Annotated in this window: 17 protein-coding genes; 16 read left to right on the forward strand and 1 reads right to left on the reverse strand. The window is 43.7% G+C overall.

Features of this window, described 5'->3' with window-relative positions:
* Positions 1 to 3: 3 nt before the first annotated feature.
* The 15 genes from rsmH to lpxC all read left to right on the forward strand — a co-directional run bounded on the left by rsmH (position 4) and on the right by lpxC (position 17,189).
* Positions 4 to 939, forward strand: a complete 936-nt coding sequence (gene rsmH / locus J8M00_RS17955; RefSeq protein ID WP_211011899.1) for a 16S rRNA (cytosine(1402)-N(4))-methyltransferase RsmH — start codon at positions 4 to 6, stop codon at positions 937 to 939.
* Positions 940 to 1,263: a cell division protein FtsL gene (gene ftsL / locus J8M00_RS17960; protein WP_211011900.1), complete on the forward strand. Its 324-nt coding sequence runs from the start codon at positions 940 to 942 to the stop codon at positions 1,261 to 1,263. It abuts the gene before it with no gap.
* Positions 1,260 to 3,074 carry a peptidoglycan D,D-transpeptidase FtsI family protein gene (locus J8M00_RS17965; protein WP_211011901.1) on the forward strand — a complete coding sequence of 605 codons (1,815 nt, stop codon included), beginning with the start codon at positions 1,260 to 1,262 and terminating at the stop codon, positions 3,072 to 3,074. The genes ftsL and J8M00_RS17965 overlap by 4 nt, the downstream gene beginning before the upstream one ends.
* On the forward strand, positions 3,067 to 4,530 hold the full coding sequence (gene murE, locus J8M00_RS17970; protein ID WP_211011902.1) for a UDP-N-acetylmuramoyl-L-alanyl-D-glutamate--2,6-diaminopimelate ligase: 1,464 nt from the start codon (positions 3,067 to 3,069) through the stop codon (positions 4,528 to 4,530). The genes J8M00_RS17965 and murE overlap by 8 nt, the downstream gene beginning before the upstream one ends.
* Positions 4,527 to 5,909: a UDP-N-acetylmuramoyl-tripeptide--D-alanyl-D-alanine ligase gene (locus J8M00_RS17975; RefSeq protein ID WP_211011903.1), complete on the forward strand. Its 1,383-nt coding sequence runs from the start codon at positions 4,527 to 4,529 to the stop codon at positions 5,907 to 5,909. Before murE ends, J8M00_RS17975 begins: the two co-directional genes overlap by 4 nt.
* Complete coding sequence (gene mraY / locus J8M00_RS17980; RefSeq protein ID WP_023397204.1) at positions 5,909 to 6,991, forward strand: phospho-N-acetylmuramoyl-pentapeptide-transferase; 1,083 nt, start codon at positions 5,909 to 5,911, stop codon at positions 6,989 to 6,991. The genes J8M00_RS17975 and mraY overlap by 1 nt, the downstream gene beginning before the upstream one ends.
* On the forward strand, positions 6,991 to 8,310 hold the full coding sequence (murD, locus tag J8M00_RS17985) for a UDP-N-acetylmuramoyl-L-alanine--D-glutamate ligase (protein WP_211011904.1): 1,320 nt from the start codon (positions 6,991 to 6,993) through the stop codon (positions 8,308 to 8,310). Before mraY ends, murD begins: the two co-directional genes overlap by 1 nt.
* On the forward strand, positions 8,311 to 9,486 hold the full coding sequence (gene ftsW, locus J8M00_RS17990) for a cell division protein FtsW (protein WP_211011905.1): 1,176 nt from the start codon (positions 8,311 to 8,313) through the stop codon (positions 9,484 to 9,486). It begins immediately after the preceding gene.
* Positions 9,483 to 10,571: an undecaprenyldiphospho-muramoylpentapeptide beta-N-acetylglucosaminyltransferase gene (gene murG / locus J8M00_RS17995; protein WP_211011906.1), complete on the forward strand. Its 1,089-nt coding sequence runs from the start codon at positions 9,483 to 9,485 to the stop codon at positions 10,569 to 10,571. The genes ftsW and murG overlap by 4 nt, the downstream gene beginning before the upstream one ends.
* Before the next feature lie 13 nt (positions 10,572 to 10,584).
* Positions 10,585 to 11,991, forward strand: a complete 1,407-nt coding sequence (gene murC / locus J8M00_RS18000; protein WP_247687454.1) for a UDP-N-acetylmuramate--L-alanine ligase — start codon at positions 10,585 to 10,587, stop codon at positions 11,989 to 11,991.
* Positions 11,991 to 12,899, forward strand: coding sequence for a D-alanine--D-alanine ligase (locus J8M00_RS18005; protein ID WP_211011908.1), 909 nt, complete (start codon positions 11,991 to 11,993; stop codon positions 12,897 to 12,899). The genes murC and J8M00_RS18005 overlap by 1 nt, the downstream gene beginning before the upstream one ends.
* Position 12,900: 1 nt before the next feature.
* Positions 12,901 to 13,680, forward strand: a complete 780-nt coding sequence (locus tag J8M00_RS18010) for a cell division protein FtsQ/DivIB (protein WP_211011909.1) — start codon at positions 12,901 to 12,903, stop codon at positions 13,678 to 13,680.
* On the forward strand, positions 13,677 to 14,909 hold the full coding sequence (gene ftsA / locus J8M00_RS18015) for a cell division protein FtsA (protein WP_023397197.1): 1,233 nt from the start codon (positions 13,677 to 13,679) through the stop codon (positions 14,907 to 14,909). Before J8M00_RS18010 ends, ftsA begins: the two co-directional genes overlap by 4 nt.
* Before the next feature lie 21 nt (positions 14,910 to 14,930).
* Complete coding sequence (gene ftsZ / locus J8M00_RS18020) at positions 14,931 to 16,187, forward strand: cell division protein FtsZ (protein ID WP_023397196.1); 1,257 nt, start codon at positions 14,931 to 14,933, stop codon at positions 16,185 to 16,187.
* A gap of 78 nt (positions 16,188 to 16,265) precedes the next feature.
* A complete protein-coding gene (gene lpxC / locus J8M00_RS18025) occupies positions 16,266 to 17,189 on the forward strand; it encodes a UDP-3-O-acyl-N-acetylglucosamine deacetylase (RefSeq protein ID WP_211011910.1) in 924 nt (307 codons plus the stop codon).
* Between the two features lie 46 nt (positions 17,190 to 17,235).
* Here lpxC and J8M00_RS18030 read toward each other — a convergent pair whose 3' ends face one another.
* The gene (locus J8M00_RS18030) at positions 17,236 to 17,709 is read right to left on the reverse strand and encodes a DUF721 domain-containing protein (protein ID WP_211011911.1); all 474 of its coding nucleotides are present in this window, start codon (positions 17,707 to 17,709) and stop codon (positions 17,236 to 17,238) included.
* A 488-nt stretch (positions 17,710 to 18,197) separates the two neighbouring features.
* Between J8M00_RS18030 and secA the strand changes: the two genes are divergently transcribed.
* Entirely contained in the window at positions 18,198 to 20,906 is a 2,709-nt protein-coding gene (secA, locus tag J8M00_RS18035; protein ID WP_211011912.1) for a preprotein translocase subunit SecA, read from the forward strand.
* Positions 20,907 to 20,924 lie beyond the last annotated feature (18 nt).

Genomic DNA, 20,924 nt, shown 5'->3' on the forward strand with positions numbered 1-20,924 from the left:
ATTATGAGTTCAGAATTAGAACATATATCGGTGTTAATGGATGAAACACTCGATGCACTAGATATCAAACCCAGTGGTATATATATTGACGGCACTTTTGGACGTGGTGGTCACTCGGGGCAAATTCTGAAACGTTTAGGTGAGTCGGGGCGTTTACAGGCGATTGATCAGGATCCTCAGGCGATCCAAGCTGCTCAGAAGTTTGCTCAAGATACACGCTTTTCTATTGCACACAATCGCTTTTCAAATATCGCGCAAGTTGCCAGTGAAGCAGGGCTAACTGGCAAAGTCGATGGTATTTTATTAGATATCGGTGTTTCATCTCCGCAACTGGATGATGCAGATCGTGGTTTCAGCTTTATGAAAGAGGGACCTCTGGATATGCGAATGAATCCGGAGGCAGGGCGCAGTGCAGCTCAATGGCTTGCAGAAGCAGAGCTGGAAGACATGGTATATGTAATTAAAAAGTATGGTGAAGAAAAATTTGCCAGACGTATTGCGCACAAAATTATTGAAACCCGTGAAGAGACTGATATCACGACGACAAAGCAATTGGCAGATTTAATTGATGAAGCTGTGCCAGTTAAAGATAAACATAAACACCCTGCAACACGCACATTTCAAGCTATTCGCATTTACATCAATAGTGAACTAGAAGAAATTCAAACGGCTCTGTCAGCATCTCTAGAGGTATTGAAGCCGGGTGGCCGTTTGGTTGTTATTTCTTTTCATTCACTGGAAGACCGAATCGTTAAACAATTTATAAAAAAGCAGAGCAAGGGGGAAGCAATTCCGAGAGGGTTACCTTTGACAGATGAGCAAATCAATAAAAACTTAACGCTCAAAGCGATTGGTAAAGCGATCAAACCAAGTAAGACGGAAATTAATAATAACCCTCGAGCGAGAAGCTCTGTACTGCGTATTGCTGAGAAATTATAAATGGCTAAACCTGCGCAACGTCAACCTCAGCTTTTTTTGGAGATTTGCCATGTTTTATTGGCGAACAAGCTGACATTTTTGCTGCTCGTCAGTGTGTTTATATCGTCTTTGGTGGTGGTACAAATAACACATTCGACTCGGCAACAGTTGATATTGCAAGATCAGTTACTCCAGCAAAGGGATGAGTTGGATCTGGAATGGCGCTACCTACTTGTAGAAGAAGAGTTTTATTCACAGCATGCGAGAATAGAAGAAATTGCAAAAACACAACTAAAAATGTTGCGCCCTACAAGTAAAGAAGAACAGGTGATAGAGCTGCCATGAAAACGAAGAATACGTCACCACAAAACTTAATAGCATGGCGGTTCATCCTTGTTTGCGTTATGTTGGGTTCAGTGTTTTTAGCATTGATTGCTAGAGCTGCTTATTTGCAGGTGATAGAGCCTGACAAAGCGCGAGAAGAAAATGCCAAGCGTACTGTGAGAAAAGAAAAATTGCATGTTCAGCGGGGTATGATCTATGACCGCAACGGCAAAGAACTTGCGGTAAGCGTTCCGGTTGTCAGTGTATATGCTGATCCTTATGCGCTGGAAAAAGCCTTGAAGAAAAAGGTGCTACGTCAGGCGAGAAAAAACCGTGAAGACCATGTTGCGCTGGCCGAAAACGAAGAGCAGCTCAAAACACGTACCCAACAATTGTATCAAGGGCAAGCTCGTTGGCGTGAGTTGTCCGATGTATTGCAACTTCCGTCTGATCAAGTTAACACTAAGTTGCGTGGTAACGCTAAGCGTCGTTTTGTCTATTTAAAACGTCAAGTAACGCCTGCGGTGGCAAAATATATCAGGCAAATGCGATTGCCTGGAATTCATTTACTTGATGAATCAAAGCGCTTTTATCCAAGTGGTGAAATTGCTGCACACGTTTTAGGTGTGACTAACATTGATGGCATTGGTATTGAAGGAATTGAAAAACGTTTTGATACGGCACTCACGGGCACCGAGGGGCTACGGACTATCCGTAAAGACGCACAAGGTCGAGAAGTACAAGTCTTATCTGAAGAAGAGCGTGTCGAACCGGAAGACATTCATCTCAGTATTGATCATCGTATTCAAACGATAGCGTATGTAGCGTTAAAATCAGCGGTTTTGACATACCAGGCAACCTCAGGATCAGCCATGGTTGTCGATGTGCATACCGGTGAAATCCTCGCAATGGTGAATAGTCCGAGCTTTAATCCAAATGATATGAGTACCGCTGCACCATATAAACGCCGTAATCGCGCTATTACAGATTTATTTGAACCAGGCTCAACGCTTAAACCTTTAGCAATATTAGCAGGCCTAGAATATGGTGCGATTACAGCTGATGAAATCATCGATACTTACCCCGGCTGGATGCGCCTAGGTGGTAGCTTAGTAAAAGATACGCGCAATCATGGTGAAATGTCACTGCGAGAAATATTAAAAGTATCGAGCAATATGGGCGTGGCTAAAATCAGTCAAAAATTACCCAAAGATTATTTTGTTGGCACGTATCAAAAAGCGGGATTTGGAGAAGATACTGGCACCATGATGATTGGCGAAAGCTCAGGATTATTCTATCCAAATAGACGATGGTCAGACTTTGAAATTGCTACATTATCATATGGTTATGCTGTTTCGGCCAGTACGGCGCAGATTGCTAGGCTCTATGCGATGATAGGTGCAGGTGGTATATCTAGGCCCCTAACAATACTAAAGCAGGATCAACCTCAACCTGGTGAGCGCATATTTAAAGAAGAAGACACCAAAGCGGTGATCTCAATGATGGAATCCATTTTCGAGAAAGGCGGGACGGCATCCATGATCAAAGTGGACGGCTATCGTGCAGCTGGCAAAACAGGAACATCGGAAAAAGCCATTGCTGGTGGTTATGGTGATGAATATGTTGGCTATTTTGCCGGCGTTGCTCCTGTCAGTGACCCTCGTCTGGCGGTAGTGGTGATGGTTAATGAACCCGGTGGTGATGTGTATTATGGAGGTCAGACCGCAGGCCCTGTTTTTGCCGAGATTGTTTCTAATTCATTGCGTATGTTGAACGTAGCCCCAGACAAAGAAAGCGTAGCATATTTATCAGGAAAAAATGACGATGCGTGACTTAACTAAAGTACTCAAAAACTTTGGCGTAGTAAGTCCCCAAATCAGCGTGAATGCACTGCGTTTAGACAGTCGCGAAATATGTGTGGGCGACTGCTTTATTGCTATTGCTGGGCACCAATTGGATGGTACACAATTTATATCTGCGGCGATTAAACAAGGCGCAACATGTATTTTGGTTGACGACAGTACACATCTTGGCAGTTTCGCGGTGCCCGTCATACGCGTTGCAAATTTAAAACAAAATCTATCGCAAATTGCAGCCCAATTTTATCAAGAGCCCAGTACAAAAATGACCGTTATAGGTGTCACAGGCACTAATGGGAAATCAACAACAACTGCTATGATTGCTAGCTTAGCACAGCAGTGTGGTACACCTAGTGCCGTGATAGGAACATTGGGTTATGGTGAACCTGAGCGACTAACTCCCTTAACCAACACGACCCCTTCGTCAGTATTGCTACAGCAAATATTGAGTGAACTACAGACACAATACCAGCAGGTGGCGATGGAAGTGTCGTCACACGGTATTGTGCAAGGGCGCGTTGAGCATATTGACTTTGACATTGCTGTTTTTACTAACCTAAGTCGTGATCACTTAGACTATCACGGTGATATGGAAAATTATGCACAAGCTAAAAAACGCTTGTTTACCGAGAGTAATGCCAAAGTTAACATACTTAATATCGATGACGCGTATGCACAGCAGTGGCTTGGCGAGTTAGACGCACAGCAGTGTGTTGTTTATGGCAAGCAGCCACAGGATAATGCGTATGAGCAATATGTATTTTTTGAAAATGTGCAATGTCACCAAAATGGAATTTCTCTAAACCTTAATACTTCGTGGGGCAATACTAAGATCACAACAGGCTTGTTTGGACAGTTTAATATTTATAATCTGTCGGCCGCGATAGCTTCTCTACTAATTCAAGGTTACGCCCTTGAACAGCTTCAGGTTGCAGCAACCAATTTGTTACCTGTTGATGGCCGTATGCAAGCATTTTATCAACCCGGATTCCCAACCTGTATTGTCGACTATGCGCACACCCCTGAAGCGCTGGAATTAACACTGCGGGCTTTGCAGCAACATGTGCCGGGGAAGGTTAGCTGTGTGTTTGGATGTGGTGGTGATCGTGATAAAGGGAAAAGACCATTAATGGCCCAAGCAGCAGAACAATTTGCTGATACAGTGATTATTACCAGTGATAACCCTCGAAGTGAAGACCCTAACACAATTATAAGTGACATTAAGGCTGGGCTCAGAGAACCTCAGTATGCTGTGTCACAACCTGATAGAGAAAAAGCCATTAGATATGCGATTGAACATGCCGATGAAAACAGCGTCGTATTGATTGCAGGTAAAGGCCATGAAGACTATCAAATTATAGGAAACCAGACACTAAGCTTCTGCGATAGAAGTTTAGTGAAATTAATATTACAGGGGGAAAGTGCATGATCAAGATGGATTTTTCTTGGCTTGCAGAAGTACTTGAGGCCCCTTTTTGTGGGCAGAATTTGGCAGTTGCCAATATCAATACAGATACAAGAACAATAACCGATAATGAAGTCTTTTTAGCACTCAAAGGTGCAAATTTTGATGGTCATAAGTTTGTTGAAGAAGCAAAGAGCAAAGGTGCCATAGCGGCCATTGTATCAGAGCGTGTCGACGCTGATATTGTACAGTTTGTGGTATCTGACACACGTGATGCGCTGGGCAAGCTTGGACAAGCGGTTATAAAGCAGGTAGCGCCAAAAACCGTAGCAATAACGGGCAGTGTGGGAAAAACCACAGTAAAAGAGATGACTGCGGCAATATTATCACGCCGTGGCAAAGTGCTCGCGACCAAAGGAAACTTCAACAATGATATTGGTGTCCCTTTGACTTTACTGCGTTTATCGGAAGATGACGAATATGCTGTTATTGAGCTGGGCGCTAATCATATTGGGGAAATAGCCTATACAAGCGGGTTAACCAACCCAGATGTCGCTGTTGTGTGCAATGTTGCCCCTTCTCATTTAGAAGGCTTTGGCTCTATTGAAGGTATAGGCCAAGCCAAAGGAGAAATATTTGGCGGGTTAAAGTCTGATGGTGTAGCGATTATAAACTGTGATAGTGAGTTTGCCCCCATGTGGGAGGACAGCTTGACCTCCCAATCAGTTCAACGCTTTTCTATGAACAGTAAGCTGGATGTTTGGGCTCAAGACATTCAATTAGATGAGTTTGGTTGTGCCGAGTTCGTTCTGTGTACGCCAGATGCGTCGCAAAATGTAAAGTTAGCACTGCCTGGCAAGCACAATGTGATGAATGCTGTGATCGCAGCATCTCTTACGCTGCCTTTTGATACGTCGCTGCAGGATATCGCCATTGCACTTAAAGATATGCCAATTGTAAAAGGTCGGGTCAATGTCATCGATGTTTCCAGTTCACTGCGCATTGTAGATGACACCTACAATGCCAACGTCCGCTCAGTCAAGGCTGCCATTGAGTTATTAAAAGACATGCCTGGTACACGAGTACTGGCGCTTGGAGACATGGCTGAGTTGGGTGAAGACGCTCGGGCTTACCACAAAGAAGTGGGTGAATATGCGAAGCAGCACGGTATTGACGCTGTGTATACGCTGGGTGTGCTGAGTCGCTATGCAAGCGAAGTATTTGACACGCCAAATCGTCACTTTTCTACCCGTGAACATATGCTAGAAGAGCTTTCACAATTCATTAAACACGAAACAGAGCAGTGCACACTGCTTGTCAAAGGATCGCGTAGTGCCCGCATGGAGCTATTGGTCGCTGATCTGATTTCAGCGCATACAAACTCAGAAAGTGGGGACCGATAATGTTAGTTTGGTTAGCAGAGTATTTAACGCAATACTACAGCGGTTTTAACGTATTCTCGTATTTGACTGTACGAGCTATTTTGGGGATTTTAACCGCTTTACTTATATCACTGTATTTTGGACCTAAACTTATCCGTGCATTACAGCGCATGCAGATAGGTCAAACGGTAAGAGATGATGGCCCTGAGTCTCACTTGTCTAAATCAGGTACGCCCACAATGGGAGGTTTGCTGATCCTAGGCGCCATCTTTGTCAGCTCCTTAATGTGGGGAGATTTGAGTAATAAATACGTGTGGGTCACATTGTTTGTGATAGGTTCACTGGGTATTGTCGGTTTTGTTGATGATTACAGAAAAGTGATCCGCAAAGACAGCAAGGGATTGATTGCAAGGTGGAAATATTTTTGGCAATCCGTTATTGCAATATCCGTCGCCGCATTTTTATATTCTACGACAACATCTGCCGCTGAAACGTCCCTTGTTGTGCCGTTTTTCAAAGATGTATTGCCACAGCTGGGACTGTTTTATCTCGTAATGAGTTATTTTGTGATTGTGGGAACATCCAATGCTGTAAATCTAACCGATGGCTTAGATGGATTGGCGATCGTACCTACAATTTTGGTGGCTGCAGCTTTGGCGATCATTGCTTATTTAACTGGTAACGTAAACTTCTCAAATTATCTCCACATTCCTCATATACCATTGGCCAGTGAGCTTGTGGTTGTCTGCACTGCTATCGTCGGAGCTGGACTTGGATTTTTGTGGTTCAACACCTATCCAGCCCAAGTATTTATGGGTGATGTTGGCTCTTTAGCGCTGGGCGGTGCTCTCGGAATAATCGCTATTTTAGTCAGACAAGAATTGGTATTAGTGATTATGGGGGGGGTATTTGTAATGGAAGCCTTATCTGTCATTTTACAGGTAGGTTCATATAAGTTACGTGGCCAGCGAATTTTCAGAATGGCACCTATTCACCATCACTATGAACTAAAAGGTTGGCCTGAGCCACGTGTTATTGTGCGTTTTTGGATCATCTCCTTCATCTTAGTATTGGCTGGTTTGGCGACCTTAAAGATAAGATAATGAATTATTTAGATACGTTGAAACAGAAAAAAGTCACTGTGTTAGGGCTCGGTATATCCGGGCTTGGCACCGTACGCTTTTTGTTACGACACGGGATCTTTCCTAAAGTTGTTGATACGCGACCGGTACCACCAGGCGCGGATTGGCTAGCGCACAATGCACCAGAATGTGAGGCTGTTTTCGGTCCACTTGCTGAAGGCGCGTTGGTTGATACCGATATAATTATTATTAGTCCCGGGATCCCGCTATATGACAGATATGTTGTAGAGGCGATAGCACACGGTGCTGAAGTGGTCGGTGATATAGAGGTTTTCGCGCGACTAAACACGACTCCAGTCGTTGCGGTCACTGGATCAAATGGAAAATCTACGGTGGTAAGCCTAGCTGAAACGGTTTGTCAGTCGGCGGGGTTGAAAGTTGGTTTGGGTGGCAATATTGGTACGTCCGTGCTGGATTTACTTGATCAAGATTTAGATATTGTCATTTTGGAGCTATCTAGCTTTCAGCTCGAGACCACTCAAAACTTAAAGTGCCACAGTGCTATGATCCTCAATATTACAGAAGATCACATGGATCGATATCCTGACTTTGAAGCTTATTGTGCGGCGAAAAAGCGTATCTATCAAAAAACAGACTTACTTGTTTTCAATGCTGATGATGAAAAAACACATCAAGCACACACACACTCGATTGGCGTTGGTTTACACAAAGCGGATTACTGTATTGCCACGACTGAGCAGGGCGACTTTTTTAGTATAAATGGCAAACATGTGTTCGCTGTGGATAGTTTATTGCTGTCTGGCAAGCACAACCAGTTTAATGCTTTGGCCGTCATGGCGCTATTGTCGCCTTTTACAATTGGTAAACGGGCTTATCAAGACGCATTTTCTCGCTTTGGTGGACTCTCACACCGCTGCCAACTGATTGCAGAAGTAGCCGGTGTAAAATATTTCAACGACTCTAAAGCGACGAATGTCGGAGCGACGGTTACAGCACTTGAGAGCTTGCAAGCTGAGGCTCAGAAAATAATTCTAATTTTAGGTGGAGATGCAAAAGGAGCTGATGTCTCACCATTGGCTGCACCTATCCAAAGCCATTGCAGGGCGATTTACTGTTTTGGCAAAGATGCGGCTCTGTTTTCTTCGATGCATACTCAAAGCCATCTAGTTGGTTCATTAAAGGATGCTGTTATTGGGGCAAGCCAGCAAGCACAGGCTGGCGATATTGTATTACTGGCTCCTGCGTGTGCGAGCATTGATATGTATCCAAATTACATGGCACGTGGTGATGAGTTCTGCAAATGGGTGGGAGAGCTGTAAATGATTGCGACCATCAACCTTAAAGGCATATTTAAATCAAGCAAGACAGATACATTGTTTGATTTGCCATTGTTGTATGCGATGTTGTGCTTAATTGGGGTTGGGTTTGTGATGGTCACCAGTGCCTCTATGCCTGTTGCAGAAAGGCTTTACGATAACCCTTATCATATCATTGTACGTCACGGCATGTTTCTGATTATGGGGATGGTACTTTTTTGGTTAAGTACATCTGTGTCCATGGCTTGGTGGAAACGTTTTAACCCTTACTTATTGCTCTTTGGCGTGGTGTTGTTGATCTTGGTTTTAATCGTTGGCCGAGAGGTGAATGGGGCGAAACGTTGGATCCCTGTTGGACCCGTTGGTGTGCAAGCTGCGGAAGTAGCAAAGCTTTACTTTATAAGCTATATCGCGGGCTACTTGGTTCGAAAACGAGATGAAGTGCAAGAAAACATTAAAGGGTTTGCAAAACCTATTGTAGTGTTTGCGGTTTATGCCTTTTTAATACTGATGCAGCCAGATTTAGGCACAGTTGTTGTGATATTTGTCACCACTGTTGGGTTATTGTTTTTAGCTGGTGCAAAGCTATGGCAGTTTTTTGTACTCATGCTCACCGGTATTTTTTTGGTGATTATGCTGATCATTTTTGAGCCTTATCGAATGGCCAGGGTAGTTGGATTTTTAGAGCCTTGGAAAGATCCATTTGGTAAAGGGTATCAGCTTGTTCAGTCTTTAATGGCTTACGGACAAGGCGGCTGGTTTGGTCAAGGACTTGGTAATAGTGTGCAAAAGCTACAGTATTTACCTGAAGCGCATAATGACTTTATTTTTGCTGTCATTGCCGAAGAGCTAGGCTTTTTGGGCGTTGTTTGTGTGTTATTTATGTTGGGTATGTTGGTCTTTCGAGCTTTGCTCATTGGCCAACAAGCGCTAAAGTCGCAAAAAGAATATGAAGGATATTTAGCACTGGGAATCGGGATTTGGTTTGCGTTTCAAACATTAGTCAATGTCGGGGCGAGTGCAGGGATGTTGCCAACGAAAGGGCTAACTTTGCCATTTGTATCTTATGGTGGCTCAAGTTTATTGGTCATGACAATTGCAGCTGGGTTGCTGCAACGGATAGATTTCGAAACCAAAATGTCTACGAGGCAGGCAACATCAAGAGGTGGTAAGCGATGAGTAGACGATTATTGGTTGCTGCTGGTGGTACAGGTGGGCACATTTTCCCAGGTATCGCTGTTGCAGAAAAATTAAAACAACTTGGCTGGGAAGTTTCTTGGGTTGGAACTGAGGATAGAATGGAAGCCCAGGTTGTACCTGGTCATGGTTTTGAGATTGACTTTATTAAGGTAAAAGGGTTGAGAGGCAATGGTTTAAAACGCCTGTTAAAGGCCCCTTTTATGATACTTAAAGCCATCATTGCAGCGAGAAATATACTCAAAACCCATAAACCGGATGCCGTACTTACAATGGGTGGGTACGTAACAGGGCCTGTCGGGATCGCAGCAAAAATGTTAGGCGTACCACTTATCATCCACGAGCAAAATGCGGTGGCGGGTTTTAGCAATAAACTGCTGGCTAAGTTGGCTACACGTGTATTGTGCGCTTTTCAAGGTGCGTTTGCAGATAGAGCGTGTGATATTGTAGGTAATCCAATAAGAGATTCGGTGACCCAGATTCAGTCTAAATCGATTACTCACCAAGTGAATTGCCTCGTGGTTGGTGGTTCTTTGGGGGCAAAGGCATTAAACGATATATTGCCTGATGTCTTTTCATCTCTTAATGAGAAAAATCACGCATCGTTAGCTGTTTGGCATCAGTCAGGAAAAGGGAATGGGGGCGGTGTAACCAAGCGCTATGAAGGTCAATCGTTTGACTATAAAGTTACTGAGTTTATCGAAAATATGGATCAAGCTTATGAGTGGGCTGATATTATAGTCTGCCGTGCGGGTGCCTTGACGGTCAGTGAAGTTGCAGCGGCAGGAAAAATGGCCGTTTTTGTACCACTGCCTCACGCCGTTGATGATCATCAAACATTAAATGCTCGTGCTTTAGTGGATAAGCAAGCAGCCTTGATTGTTCCTCAATCTGAGCTGAATATGTCAAATATGGTTTCACTATTAGAGCCGTTTTTTGCTGAACCACACTTAATTGAAGAAAAAGCACTGCGCGCCAAAGCGTGTGCGCAACTTGATGCCACAAATTCAGTGGTTGAAATAATTAAAGAAGTTACTAATCAAAGAGAAAGTTGTGAAAGAAAATAAATATCGCCGGGCTATGAGACGCATCAACACCATCCACTTCATTGGAATAGGTGGTGCTGGTATGGGCGGTATAGCAGAAGTGTTGGCGTATGAAGGGTATCGGATCACAGGTTCAGATATCGCGCAAAATGCTATGACAGAAAGGCTGTTAAAAATTGGCGCTGAGATTTTTATCGGTCACGATTCGGCCAATGTCACTGATGCAGACGTGGTGGTAGTCTCCAGCGCAATAGATACATCAAACCCTGAAATTATGGCGGCTCAGCAGGCACGCATTCCGGTTGTAAGGCGTGCTGAAATGCTCGCTGAGTTAATGCGCTTTAGACACGGCATTGCGGTAGCGGGTACCCATGGAAAAACAACAACGACTAGCCTAGTAGCAAGTATTTTTGCAGAAGCAAAGTTGGATCCAACATTTATTATTGGCGGATTGCTAAATAGCGCAGGAAGTAACGCTAAAGTTGGCAGTAGCGACGTGCTGATTGCCGAAGCAGATGAAAGCGATGCTTCTTTTTTGCATTTACAACCAATGGCTTCAGTAATCACCAATATTGAAGCAGATCATATGGATACGTATGGTGGTGATTTTGAAAAGCTCAAAGACACCTACGTTGACTTTATCCATAACTTACCGTTTTACGGTTTGGCAGTTGTATGTATTGACTCGCCAGTAGTAAGAGAGCTGTTACCGAGATTTGCTAGGCCAACGATTACTTATGGTGAGAGTGAAGATGCGGATTATCGAATGACCGACTATGTGCAAAACGTTGAGAGTTGTAGCTTCAAGGTGTTGCATAAATCTGGGTCAAGTATTGAGATCACGCTAAATATGCCAGGTAAACACAATGCACTTAATGCCACCGCAGCCATTGCAATAGCCAAAGATCACGATATTGATAGCAGTGCTATCCAAGTTGCTTTAAAAGAGTTTGCAGGTATCGGAAGACGCTTCCAGCACTACGGTACATTTACAAATGATTCTGGTGAAGTGATGTTAGTCGATGATTATGGTCATCATCCATCTGAAGTGGCCGTGACTATTGAAGCTGCGCGTGCCGGTTGGCCCGATAAGCGGTTGGTGATGCTGTACCAACCACATAGGTATACGCGTACTCGTGATCTTTATGAAGAGTTTGTTAAAGTGCTCTCGGAAGTTGATCAATTGATCTTATTAGATGTCTATGCTGCTGGTGAAGCGACCATTGTCGGTGCAGATAGTAAAGCATTGTGTAGGAGTTTGCGCCAGAGAGGGATTGAACCTATCCATGTGGCGGAGCATGAAGAGTTGATGACCGTTTTGGCGGATGTGATAGAAGACAATGATTTAGTGATCACTCAAGGTGCGGGCAACATAGGTCAGATCGTGAAGCAATTAGCTGCGACAGAGCTATCCAAGCAAAAGTTAAGAGCGGAGAGTTAATGAGTAAATTTGGAAAAGTTGCTGTATTACTGGGTGGAAGTTCAGCTGAACGAGAAGTCTCTTTGGCCTCAGGTAATGCGATCGTTGCGGCATTAAAAAGCCAAGGGGTTGATGTGATCGCCTTTGACCCTGCGCAGCGCAATATCTCGGAATTAACAGCTCTGAATGTAAAGCGTGTTTTTATCGCTTTGCATGGAAGAGGTGGTGAGGATGGTACGGTGCAAGGTGCCCTTGAGTTTATGGGGATCCCTTATACAGGTAGCGGTGTGTTGGGAAGTGCATTGGCAATGGATAAAATTCGTTGCAAGCATCTATTTGAATCGGCCAAGCTGAGTACAGCAAAATACGCGGTGGTTGATAAACACAGTGGCTATGATGCCAAAGCTATTATTAAAGAGCTAGGACAAGTCATGGTGAAGCCGAGCCATGAAGGTTCAAGCGTTGGTATGGCAAAAGCACAAGATGAAACGTCATTAATAGAAGCTTTGAATGCTGCGTTTAAGTTCGATAATCAAGTGCTAGTAGAACAGTGGATAGAAGGGCGAGAGTTTACAGTTGCAATCTTAGATGGGCAGCCGTTACCTGTTATTGAAATGCGCACACCACGTGGGTTTTACGATTATCAGGCAAAGTATAAAGAAACGACAACTGAATACATATGCCCAGCAGAATTAACGCCAGCTTATACTGAGCAATTGCAAGTGATGTCGCTACATGCATTTGAATTAGTTGGCGCTAGCGGTTGGGGACGCGTTGATGCAATGCAAGATGCAAATGGACAGTTTTATTTACTCGAAGTAAATACTGTGCCAGGTATGACGGAAACCTCTTTGGTACCGAAGGCGGCAAAAGCACAAGATATCAGCTTTGAACAGTTAGTCGTTCGCATTTTAGAGCAAACGTTATAATATGCGCTCAAATATGAAAAAAGCGTTTACGAAAGTCGGCAGGCTGAATTGGTCTGCGATACTTGGTGTGGGCTTTTTTCTAGGTGTATTGATTTTTCTAGTACGCAGTGTGTTTTGGGTCAGCGACTGGTTGGTCGAGCACAGAGATGCACAGATTAAAACGTTAACCGTGTTGGGAGATCCTTTTTACACTGAGGAACACGACATTGTTGAAGCGATAAAACGAACAGACTTAACCAGCTTTTTTCAGTTAAATGTGAAATCGGTTCAGGCTGCTGTTAAGGATTTACCTTGGGTTGCATCTGTATCGGTGCGTAAGCAGTGGCCTGATACAATTCAGGTTTATGTTGTTGAGCATAAACCTGTCGCATTTTGGAATAGTGATTCACTACTGAATGCGGATGGCGTCATATTTCAAGCTGATAGCACTAAGCTATCTACTAACTTACCTCAGTTATATGGTCCAGAGGGAAGTGAAGGTGAAGCTTGGGAAACGTTTTTGCAATTGAAGGCCATGTTGGCAGTCAATTCATTTGAATTAACTAGTTTGGCGCTTTCCGAGCGGTTTGCTTGGCAGCTATGGTTAAAAAATGGCATCGAACTAAATTTAGGCAGAGAAGAAAAAGCAAAGAGAGTGCAAAGGTTCATTGACGTGTATCCGCTTTTAAAAAGACCCGAAGGTGCACTGCTTGATGTGATCGATTTGCGTTATGATACAGGGCTGGCGGTAAGTTGGAGATACCCCCAGGTACATGAGAAAAAAGAAAAGAGTAAAGCATGACCAAGTCAGCAGAAAGAAACTTAGTGATAGGACTCGATGTAGGTACTGCAAAAGTAGTTGCTACTGTCGGTGAGATCACATCCGATAATCAATTAAGTATTGTTGGCGTTGGTAACCAAGTTGCGCACGGTATGGATAAGGGCGGAGTCAACGATCTTAATTTGGTATCTGATTCGATTAAACGTGCAATTGATGAAGCCGAATTAATGGCGGATTGCAGAATTAGCTCGGTGTATCTGGGTATTTCGGGTAAACATATTCAATGCCAAAACGAAAGTGGCGTAGTGGCAATTAATAACACAGAAGTCACAGATGATGATATTGCAAATGTTATCCATATTGCTCGGTCTGTGCCTATTTCGGCTGAGCGTAAAATGCTGCATTCGTTGCCACAAGAGTACAGCATTGATATGCAAGAGGGGATCAAAAACCCACTTGGTATGAGTGGAGTAAGGATGGAAGCGAAAGCGCATATTATTACTTGCTCCAATGACATGGCCAAGAATATAGAAAAGTGCGTAGAGCGATGCGGGCTTGAAGTTGACCAGCTTACCTTTACGGCCTTAGCTTCTTGTTATTCTGTTTTGACAGAAGATGAAAAAGAACTGGGGGCGGCTGTAGTCGATATCGGCGGCGGCACTATGGATATTGCCATTTATGTAAATGGCGCGCTGCGTCATACAGCAGTAATTCCTGTTGCTGGTAACCAAGTTACCGGAGATATTGCAAAAATATTTAGAACGCCACTCTCACATGCTGAGTCTTTGAAGGTACAATACGCGTTTGCTAGCAGTCAAATGGCCAGTGTTGAAGAAACAATTGAAGTGCCAAGCGTTGGTGGTCGTCCCTCTCGGATCATGTCTCGTCATACCTTATCAGAGGTAGTTGAGCCGAGATTTAGAGAACTATTTGAGTTGGTTCAAGAAGAAATTCGTCGCTCTGGTTTTGAAGATCAAATTGCGGCAGGTGTTGTCATGACTGGTGGCAGCGCCAAAATGAAAGGGGCTTTGGAAGTTGCAGAAGACATCTTTCAAATGCCCGTAAGGATAGGAAAGCCTGTTGGGATCACAGGATTAACAGATTATGTTGATGATCCGGCATATGCTACAGCGGTAGGTTTGTTACAATACGGCCGTACGCTGCAAGCCAAAAATGCACAAAAGGCGAAAGTAGATGCCGAAGAAGGTTGGTGGAGCCGAGTAACTAAATGGTTTCAAGGTGAGTTTTAAAGCTCAAGTCGGAGAGTGAAGATGTTTGATATTATGGAGCAACACGGCGAAGAGGCCGTAATTAAAGTAATTGGTGTTGGCGGCGGCGGTGGCAACGCCGTTGAGCATATGGTAAAGCAAGAAATAGAAGGTGTACGCTTCATTGTTGCCAACACTGACGCGCAAGCGTTAAGAAAGTCATCTGCGGATGTCACTGTCCAACTTGGTACGCAAATTACCCAAGGTTTAGGGGCGGGTGCTAATCCAGAAGTTGGTAAAAGTGCAGCCGAAGAAGATGTTGAAACGATTAAGGCGAGCCTTGAAGGTGCTGATATGGTCTTTATCGCCGCAGGTATGGGTGGCGGTACAGGTACTGGTGCTGCACCTGTGGTTGCGCGTGTCGCCAAAGAGCTGGGGATTTTGACCGTTGCCGTCGTTACGCGTCCTTTTGACTTGGAAGGTAAAAAGCGTATGGCTGCAGCTGATCATGGGATCGGTGAATTGTCTGAAATTGTAGATTCACTTATTACAATTCCTAACAACAAGTTACTGAAAGTACTTGGCAAAGGAACTACATTATTAGACGCATTTGCAAAAGCTAACGACGTTCTTTATGGCGCGGTGCAAGGCATTGCAGAATTAATTACCCGTTCAGGTCTAATTAATGTCGACTTTGCTGATGTAAGAACGGTAATGTCGGCAATGGGTACTGCGATGATGGGTACCGCAGCAGCATCTGGTCCAGATCGCGCACAAGAAGCTGCTGAAGCTGCTATTTCAAGTCCGCTGCTTGAAGATGTGGATTTGACAGGTGCAAAAGGTATTTTGGTTAATATTACCGCTGGTATGGATATCACCATTGAAGAGTTTGAAGTGGTGGGTAACCACGTCAAGGCACTGGCGTCTGAAAATGCAACAGTGGTGGTAGGTGCAGTTATTGATCCTGAAATGAGTGACGAATTACGCGTTACTGTTGTGGCCACGGGCCTTGGTGGCGAACGTAAACCTCAGTTTGGCATTGTTGATAAAGGCATTCAAGGTCTTGCTGGACAAGCTGCAACAGGGACTCATGGCCCAAGTCATACTAACGATGACTTTGTGCCAAGCTTTGGCGGTGCGGGCAATAAGCCTGTTGAATCACAGCCCAGCAGTGATACGGGTGCAGGGTTTAGCGCAGAGCCCAACACAATACAGACCAAAGAGACAATTAAAACGACTGAGCAACCAAAAGAAACTGGTGAAAAAGAAAAAGGTGACTATTTCGATATCCCAGCATTTTTGAGAAAACAGTCAGACTAGGATAAAAAATGACCGATTGGCAAGGGGTGTTATATGTGATACACTCCGCGGTCTATCTAACTTAAAGTGGGCGAATATATGATTAAACAACGTACAATTGCAGAAGTTGTTAAAGCCACAGGTGTAGGTTTACACAAAGGTGAAAAGGTCACGATCACTCTCCGACCTGCGAGCGCAAATACGGGCATTGTATTTCGTCGCGTAGATCTAGACCCTGTTGTCGATTTCGAGACAACTCCTGAAGCTGTGGGTGATACGCAATTGTGTACTTGTTTAACTAATAAAGATGGTGTTCGCCTTTCTACGACTGAGCATTTAATTGCGGCGGTCGCAGCTTTGGGCATCGATAATCTTATCGTTGAACTAGACAGTGCCGAAGTACCAATTATGGATGGTAGTGCATTACCATTTATATACTTGATACAAAAAGGCGGTATTGCTGAGTTAAATGTAGCGAAACGATTCATACGTATCAAAGAAACTGTACGTGTTGAAGACGGTGACAAATGGGCCGAAATCGAGCCGTACGATGGATTCCATATCGATTTTGAAATTGCATTTGATCACCCTGCAATTAATGCAAGTCGTCAACGCATTGGTCTAGATATTACTGCACAAAGCTTCACGCAGGAAATCAGTCGCGCGCGTACTTTCGGTTTTATGAAAGACATTGAGTATATGCATGCTAATAATCTGGCACTTGGCGGTAGCATGGATAATGCTGTTGTGTTAGATGAGTTTAAAGTGCTTAACCCAAATGGTCTGCGTTACAAAGATGAGTTTGTAAAACACAAAATACTAGACTGTGTGGGTGATTTGTTTATGACGGGTCACAACATTTTAGGTAAGGTGACATGTTATAAGTCTGGTCACGGTCTAAACAATAAACTACTGCGCGAAGTCATGGCAAATGAACAAGCGTGGGAGTGGGTTAGCTTTGACGAGCCAGTCACCATGCCAGCACCTGGTTTGGAAGCTGGACAACAAACAGCAACAGCATAAAAAAATGACGCGAAAGCGTCATTTTTTTTTAGCTATTGCCTCACAACTATTTACTGGCGTGTTTTGCCAATTTTAAAAGTTTTTCTTTTAGCCCTGCAGGTGCATTGTCGGCCAGCATTGTGAGTTGCTGTGCAGTAGACTCGCTCAAACGGTGCTGTTGGGTAGGCGGCTTTTTCGGCTCGACGACACGTTGTGATAACCGCTGTTGAGCCTCTGGGGTAGCGGTGATTTTCACTTGACTGCAATCATGAAAGCCTGATTGCCTGAACTCCGACAAGATTTCCATTTTGAGATATCCAAGGCGAGTAGCCAATGTTGCAGAAGCGGCTTCGATATGTAAAGTACCTTGACTGTAGTTAGATACACGGCACTTTTTACTTAGAATTGGACCCAGTGCCTTATTCAAGGGAGCTTGTAACGCTGCAATGTCTTGTGCTTTTTCGACATAGTTGGATAATTTGTTAGACCACTTAGGTGCCAACTCAGAGAGCGATTTAGGGTCAAATCTATTTTTAGCCATACCGTCTCCTCTATTTGAACATAGTGTATGATTTGCGCTTATTCAGCTTTATACCTAGCAAAGAGCATTGCAATATCTCTACCTGTTCTATTTTACCTTAATTTTACGCTAGGGTAATGCTTAGTCGCATCTGAAATGTCGATATCTAATATAGGAGAGCCTTGTTCTGTGTATTCGACTTGAAGTTTAGAGCGACTATCCCCATATCTGCATAATTGACAAACAATACCGTCATATCTGAAGGATATTATAGAGTGACCATATGCGTAATTACGTGTATTCTGAACCCCCCTTGCGATAGACATGTTATTAAATAGGAACAGTTTTCGCTTAGGTGGTTTGCAGATGCGCATAGTCTGGTATGATAGGGTATAAAATTAACTCGGCACACAGCACAAATTCGACTTTGTCGCCAACAGGACTTAGTAAGCCTTTTGGGAATACGCGAATGCACGGGCTTACAAACATAAGATTGAAATGGTTTAAACATGATAACTAAAATTTTTACCAAGATTTTTGGTAGCCGTAACGACCGGATGATCAAAAATTTACGCAAAACGGTCGCTTTAGTTAATGCTTTGGAAGAGCAGTATAGCAAGCTATCTGATGAACAACTAAAAGCAAAAACAGCAGAGTTTAGACAAAGATTTGAGCAAGGAACCAGCTTAGACGAATTACTTCCTGAAGCATTCGCTACTGTTCGTGAGGCCTCAAAACGCGTCTTTGAAATGCGTCATTTCGACGTGCAAATGATAGGTGGTATGGTTTTGCATCAAGGCCGTATTTCTGAGATGCGTACTGGTGAAGGTAAAACACTGACAGCAACCTTACCTGCATACCTCAATGGTTTAACAGGTAAAGGCGTCCACGTGATCACCGTGAATGATTACCTAGCAAAGCGTGATGCTGAAAATAATCGCCCGCTATTTGAATTTTTAGGTTTGAGTGTAGGCTGCAATATTCCAGGTATGATGCCAGCACAGAAAAAAGAAGCTTATGCCGCTGATATCACGTACGGCACCAACAACGAGTTTGGTTTCGATTATTTACGTGACAACATGGCGTTTAGCATTGAAGAGCGTGTACAGCGCCCACTGCATTATGCGGTTGTGGATGAAGTTGACTCGATCTTAATTGATGAGGCAAGAACACCACTGATCATTTCAGGTCCGGCAGAAGATAGCTCTGAACTTTACACCCAGATCAACAAAATTGTCCCTGAACTTATTCAACAAGAAAAAGAAGATGAAGAAGGCGTTGAAGGTGATGGTGATTACACAATTGATGAAAAATCAAAGCAAGCCCATTTAACCGAGCGTGGTCAAGTTAAAGTCGAAGAGCTGTTGATTAAGCACAGCTTGATTGAAGAAGACGATTCTTTGTATTCAGCAGGTAACATCACATTATTAAGCCATGTTTATGCGGCGCTACGTGCACATAAGTTGTATCAGAAAGATGTCGATTATGTGGTCAAAGACAATGAAGTAATTATTGTTGATGAACACACGGGTCGTACAATGGAAGGCCGCCGTTGGTCAGAAGGCCTACACCAAGCTGTAGAAGCCAAAGAAGGCGTTCGTATTCAAAATGAAAACCAAACTCTTGCTTCGATCACATTCCAAAATTACTTCCGTCTGTATGACAAATTATCAGGTATGACCGGGACAGCAGATACTGAAGCATTTGAATTTCAGTCAATCTATGGCTTAGACACTGTAGTTATCCCAACCAATAAACCGATGATACGTGATGATCGTGCAGATTTGGTTTACCTGACTCAAGAAGAAAAGTTTGAAGCAATTTTAGCCGATATTAGAGACTGCCAAAAGCGAGGACAGCCTGTTCTTGTTGGTACTATTTCAATTGAAAGTTCTGAATATCTATCTCACTTTTTACGTAAAGAAAAGATTGAGCACAATGTACTTAATGCTAAGTTCCATGCGCAAGAAGCTGACATCATTGCTGATGCCGGTTTACCGGGGAATGTTACAATCGCTACAAACATGGCGGGCCGTGGTACGGATATCGTACTAGGTGGTAACTGGCAAAATGATATTGCAAAAATTGACAACCCAAGTGAAGAACAAATATCAGAAGCAAAAACAAAATGGAAAGAGCTTCACGATAAAGTATTAGAAGCTGGTGGTTTACATATCATTGGTACTGAGCGCCATGAATCGCGACGTATTGATAATCAGCTACGTGGTCGTTCTGGTCGTCAGGGGGATGCAGGTTCAAGCCGTTTCTACCTGTCTATGGATGATGCATTAATGCGTATTTTTGCTGGTGAGCGTATGACAACCATGATGCGCAAACTTGGCATGCAACGTGGCGAAGCAATTGAGCACCCATGGGTAAACCGTGCAATAGAAAACGCACAACGCAAAGTAGAAGCGCGTAACTTTGATATTCGTAAGCAGTTACTAGAATACGATGATGTTGCCAACGATCAGCGTCGAGTTGTCTATGAGCAGCGTAATGAGCTACTGGAAGAAGGCGATATCTCAGAAACAGTGAATGCGATCCGCAGTGATGTACTCAACGGTACGATTGATCGCTTTATTCCACCGCAAAGCTTAGCTGAAATGTGGGATATCCCAGGTTTAGAAGAGCGCTTAAAAGCCGACCTACTATTGGACTTACCAATTGGTAAATGGCTTGAAGAAGACAGCAAATTGTATGAAGAGTCACTACGTGAGCGTATCATCGAAGAGGCCGAAACTGCATACAAGCAAAAAGAAGAACAAGTTGGTGTTGAAGTACTGCGACATTTTGAAAAAGCAGTCATGCTACAAAGCTTGGATCAACATTGGAAGGATCACTTGGCTGCAATGGATCACCTGCGTCAAGGTATTCACCTACGTGGTTATGCACAGAAAAATCCTAAGCAAGAGTATAAACGTGAGTCATTTGAACTGTTCTCTAATATGCTTGAAACGCTTAAAGTTGATGTGGTTGGTGTACTGAGCAAAGTACAGGTGCGTGCCGAAGAAGATGTTGAGAAAGTTGAAGAGCAGCATCGTCGTAGCGAACAAATGCCAAGACAATATCAGCATGAAGAAGCTGAAAAAGTCGGCGGTGAGGCCCCACAAGGCGCAGCGGTTGCGGCGAGAGCGGAACCTAAAGTTGGCCGTAACGAGCCGTGTCCGTGCGGTTCAGGTAAGAAATATAAGCAGTGTTGCGGTAAACTAAGCTAGGCGCACACTGAATTTAAT

This window comes from Pseudoalteromonas luteoviolacea (assembly GCF_018100925.1).
In the GTDB taxonomy this organism is placed as follows: domain Bacteria; phylum Pseudomonadota; class Gammaproteobacteria; order Enterobacterales; family Alteromonadaceae; genus Pseudoalteromonas; species Pseudoalteromonas obscura.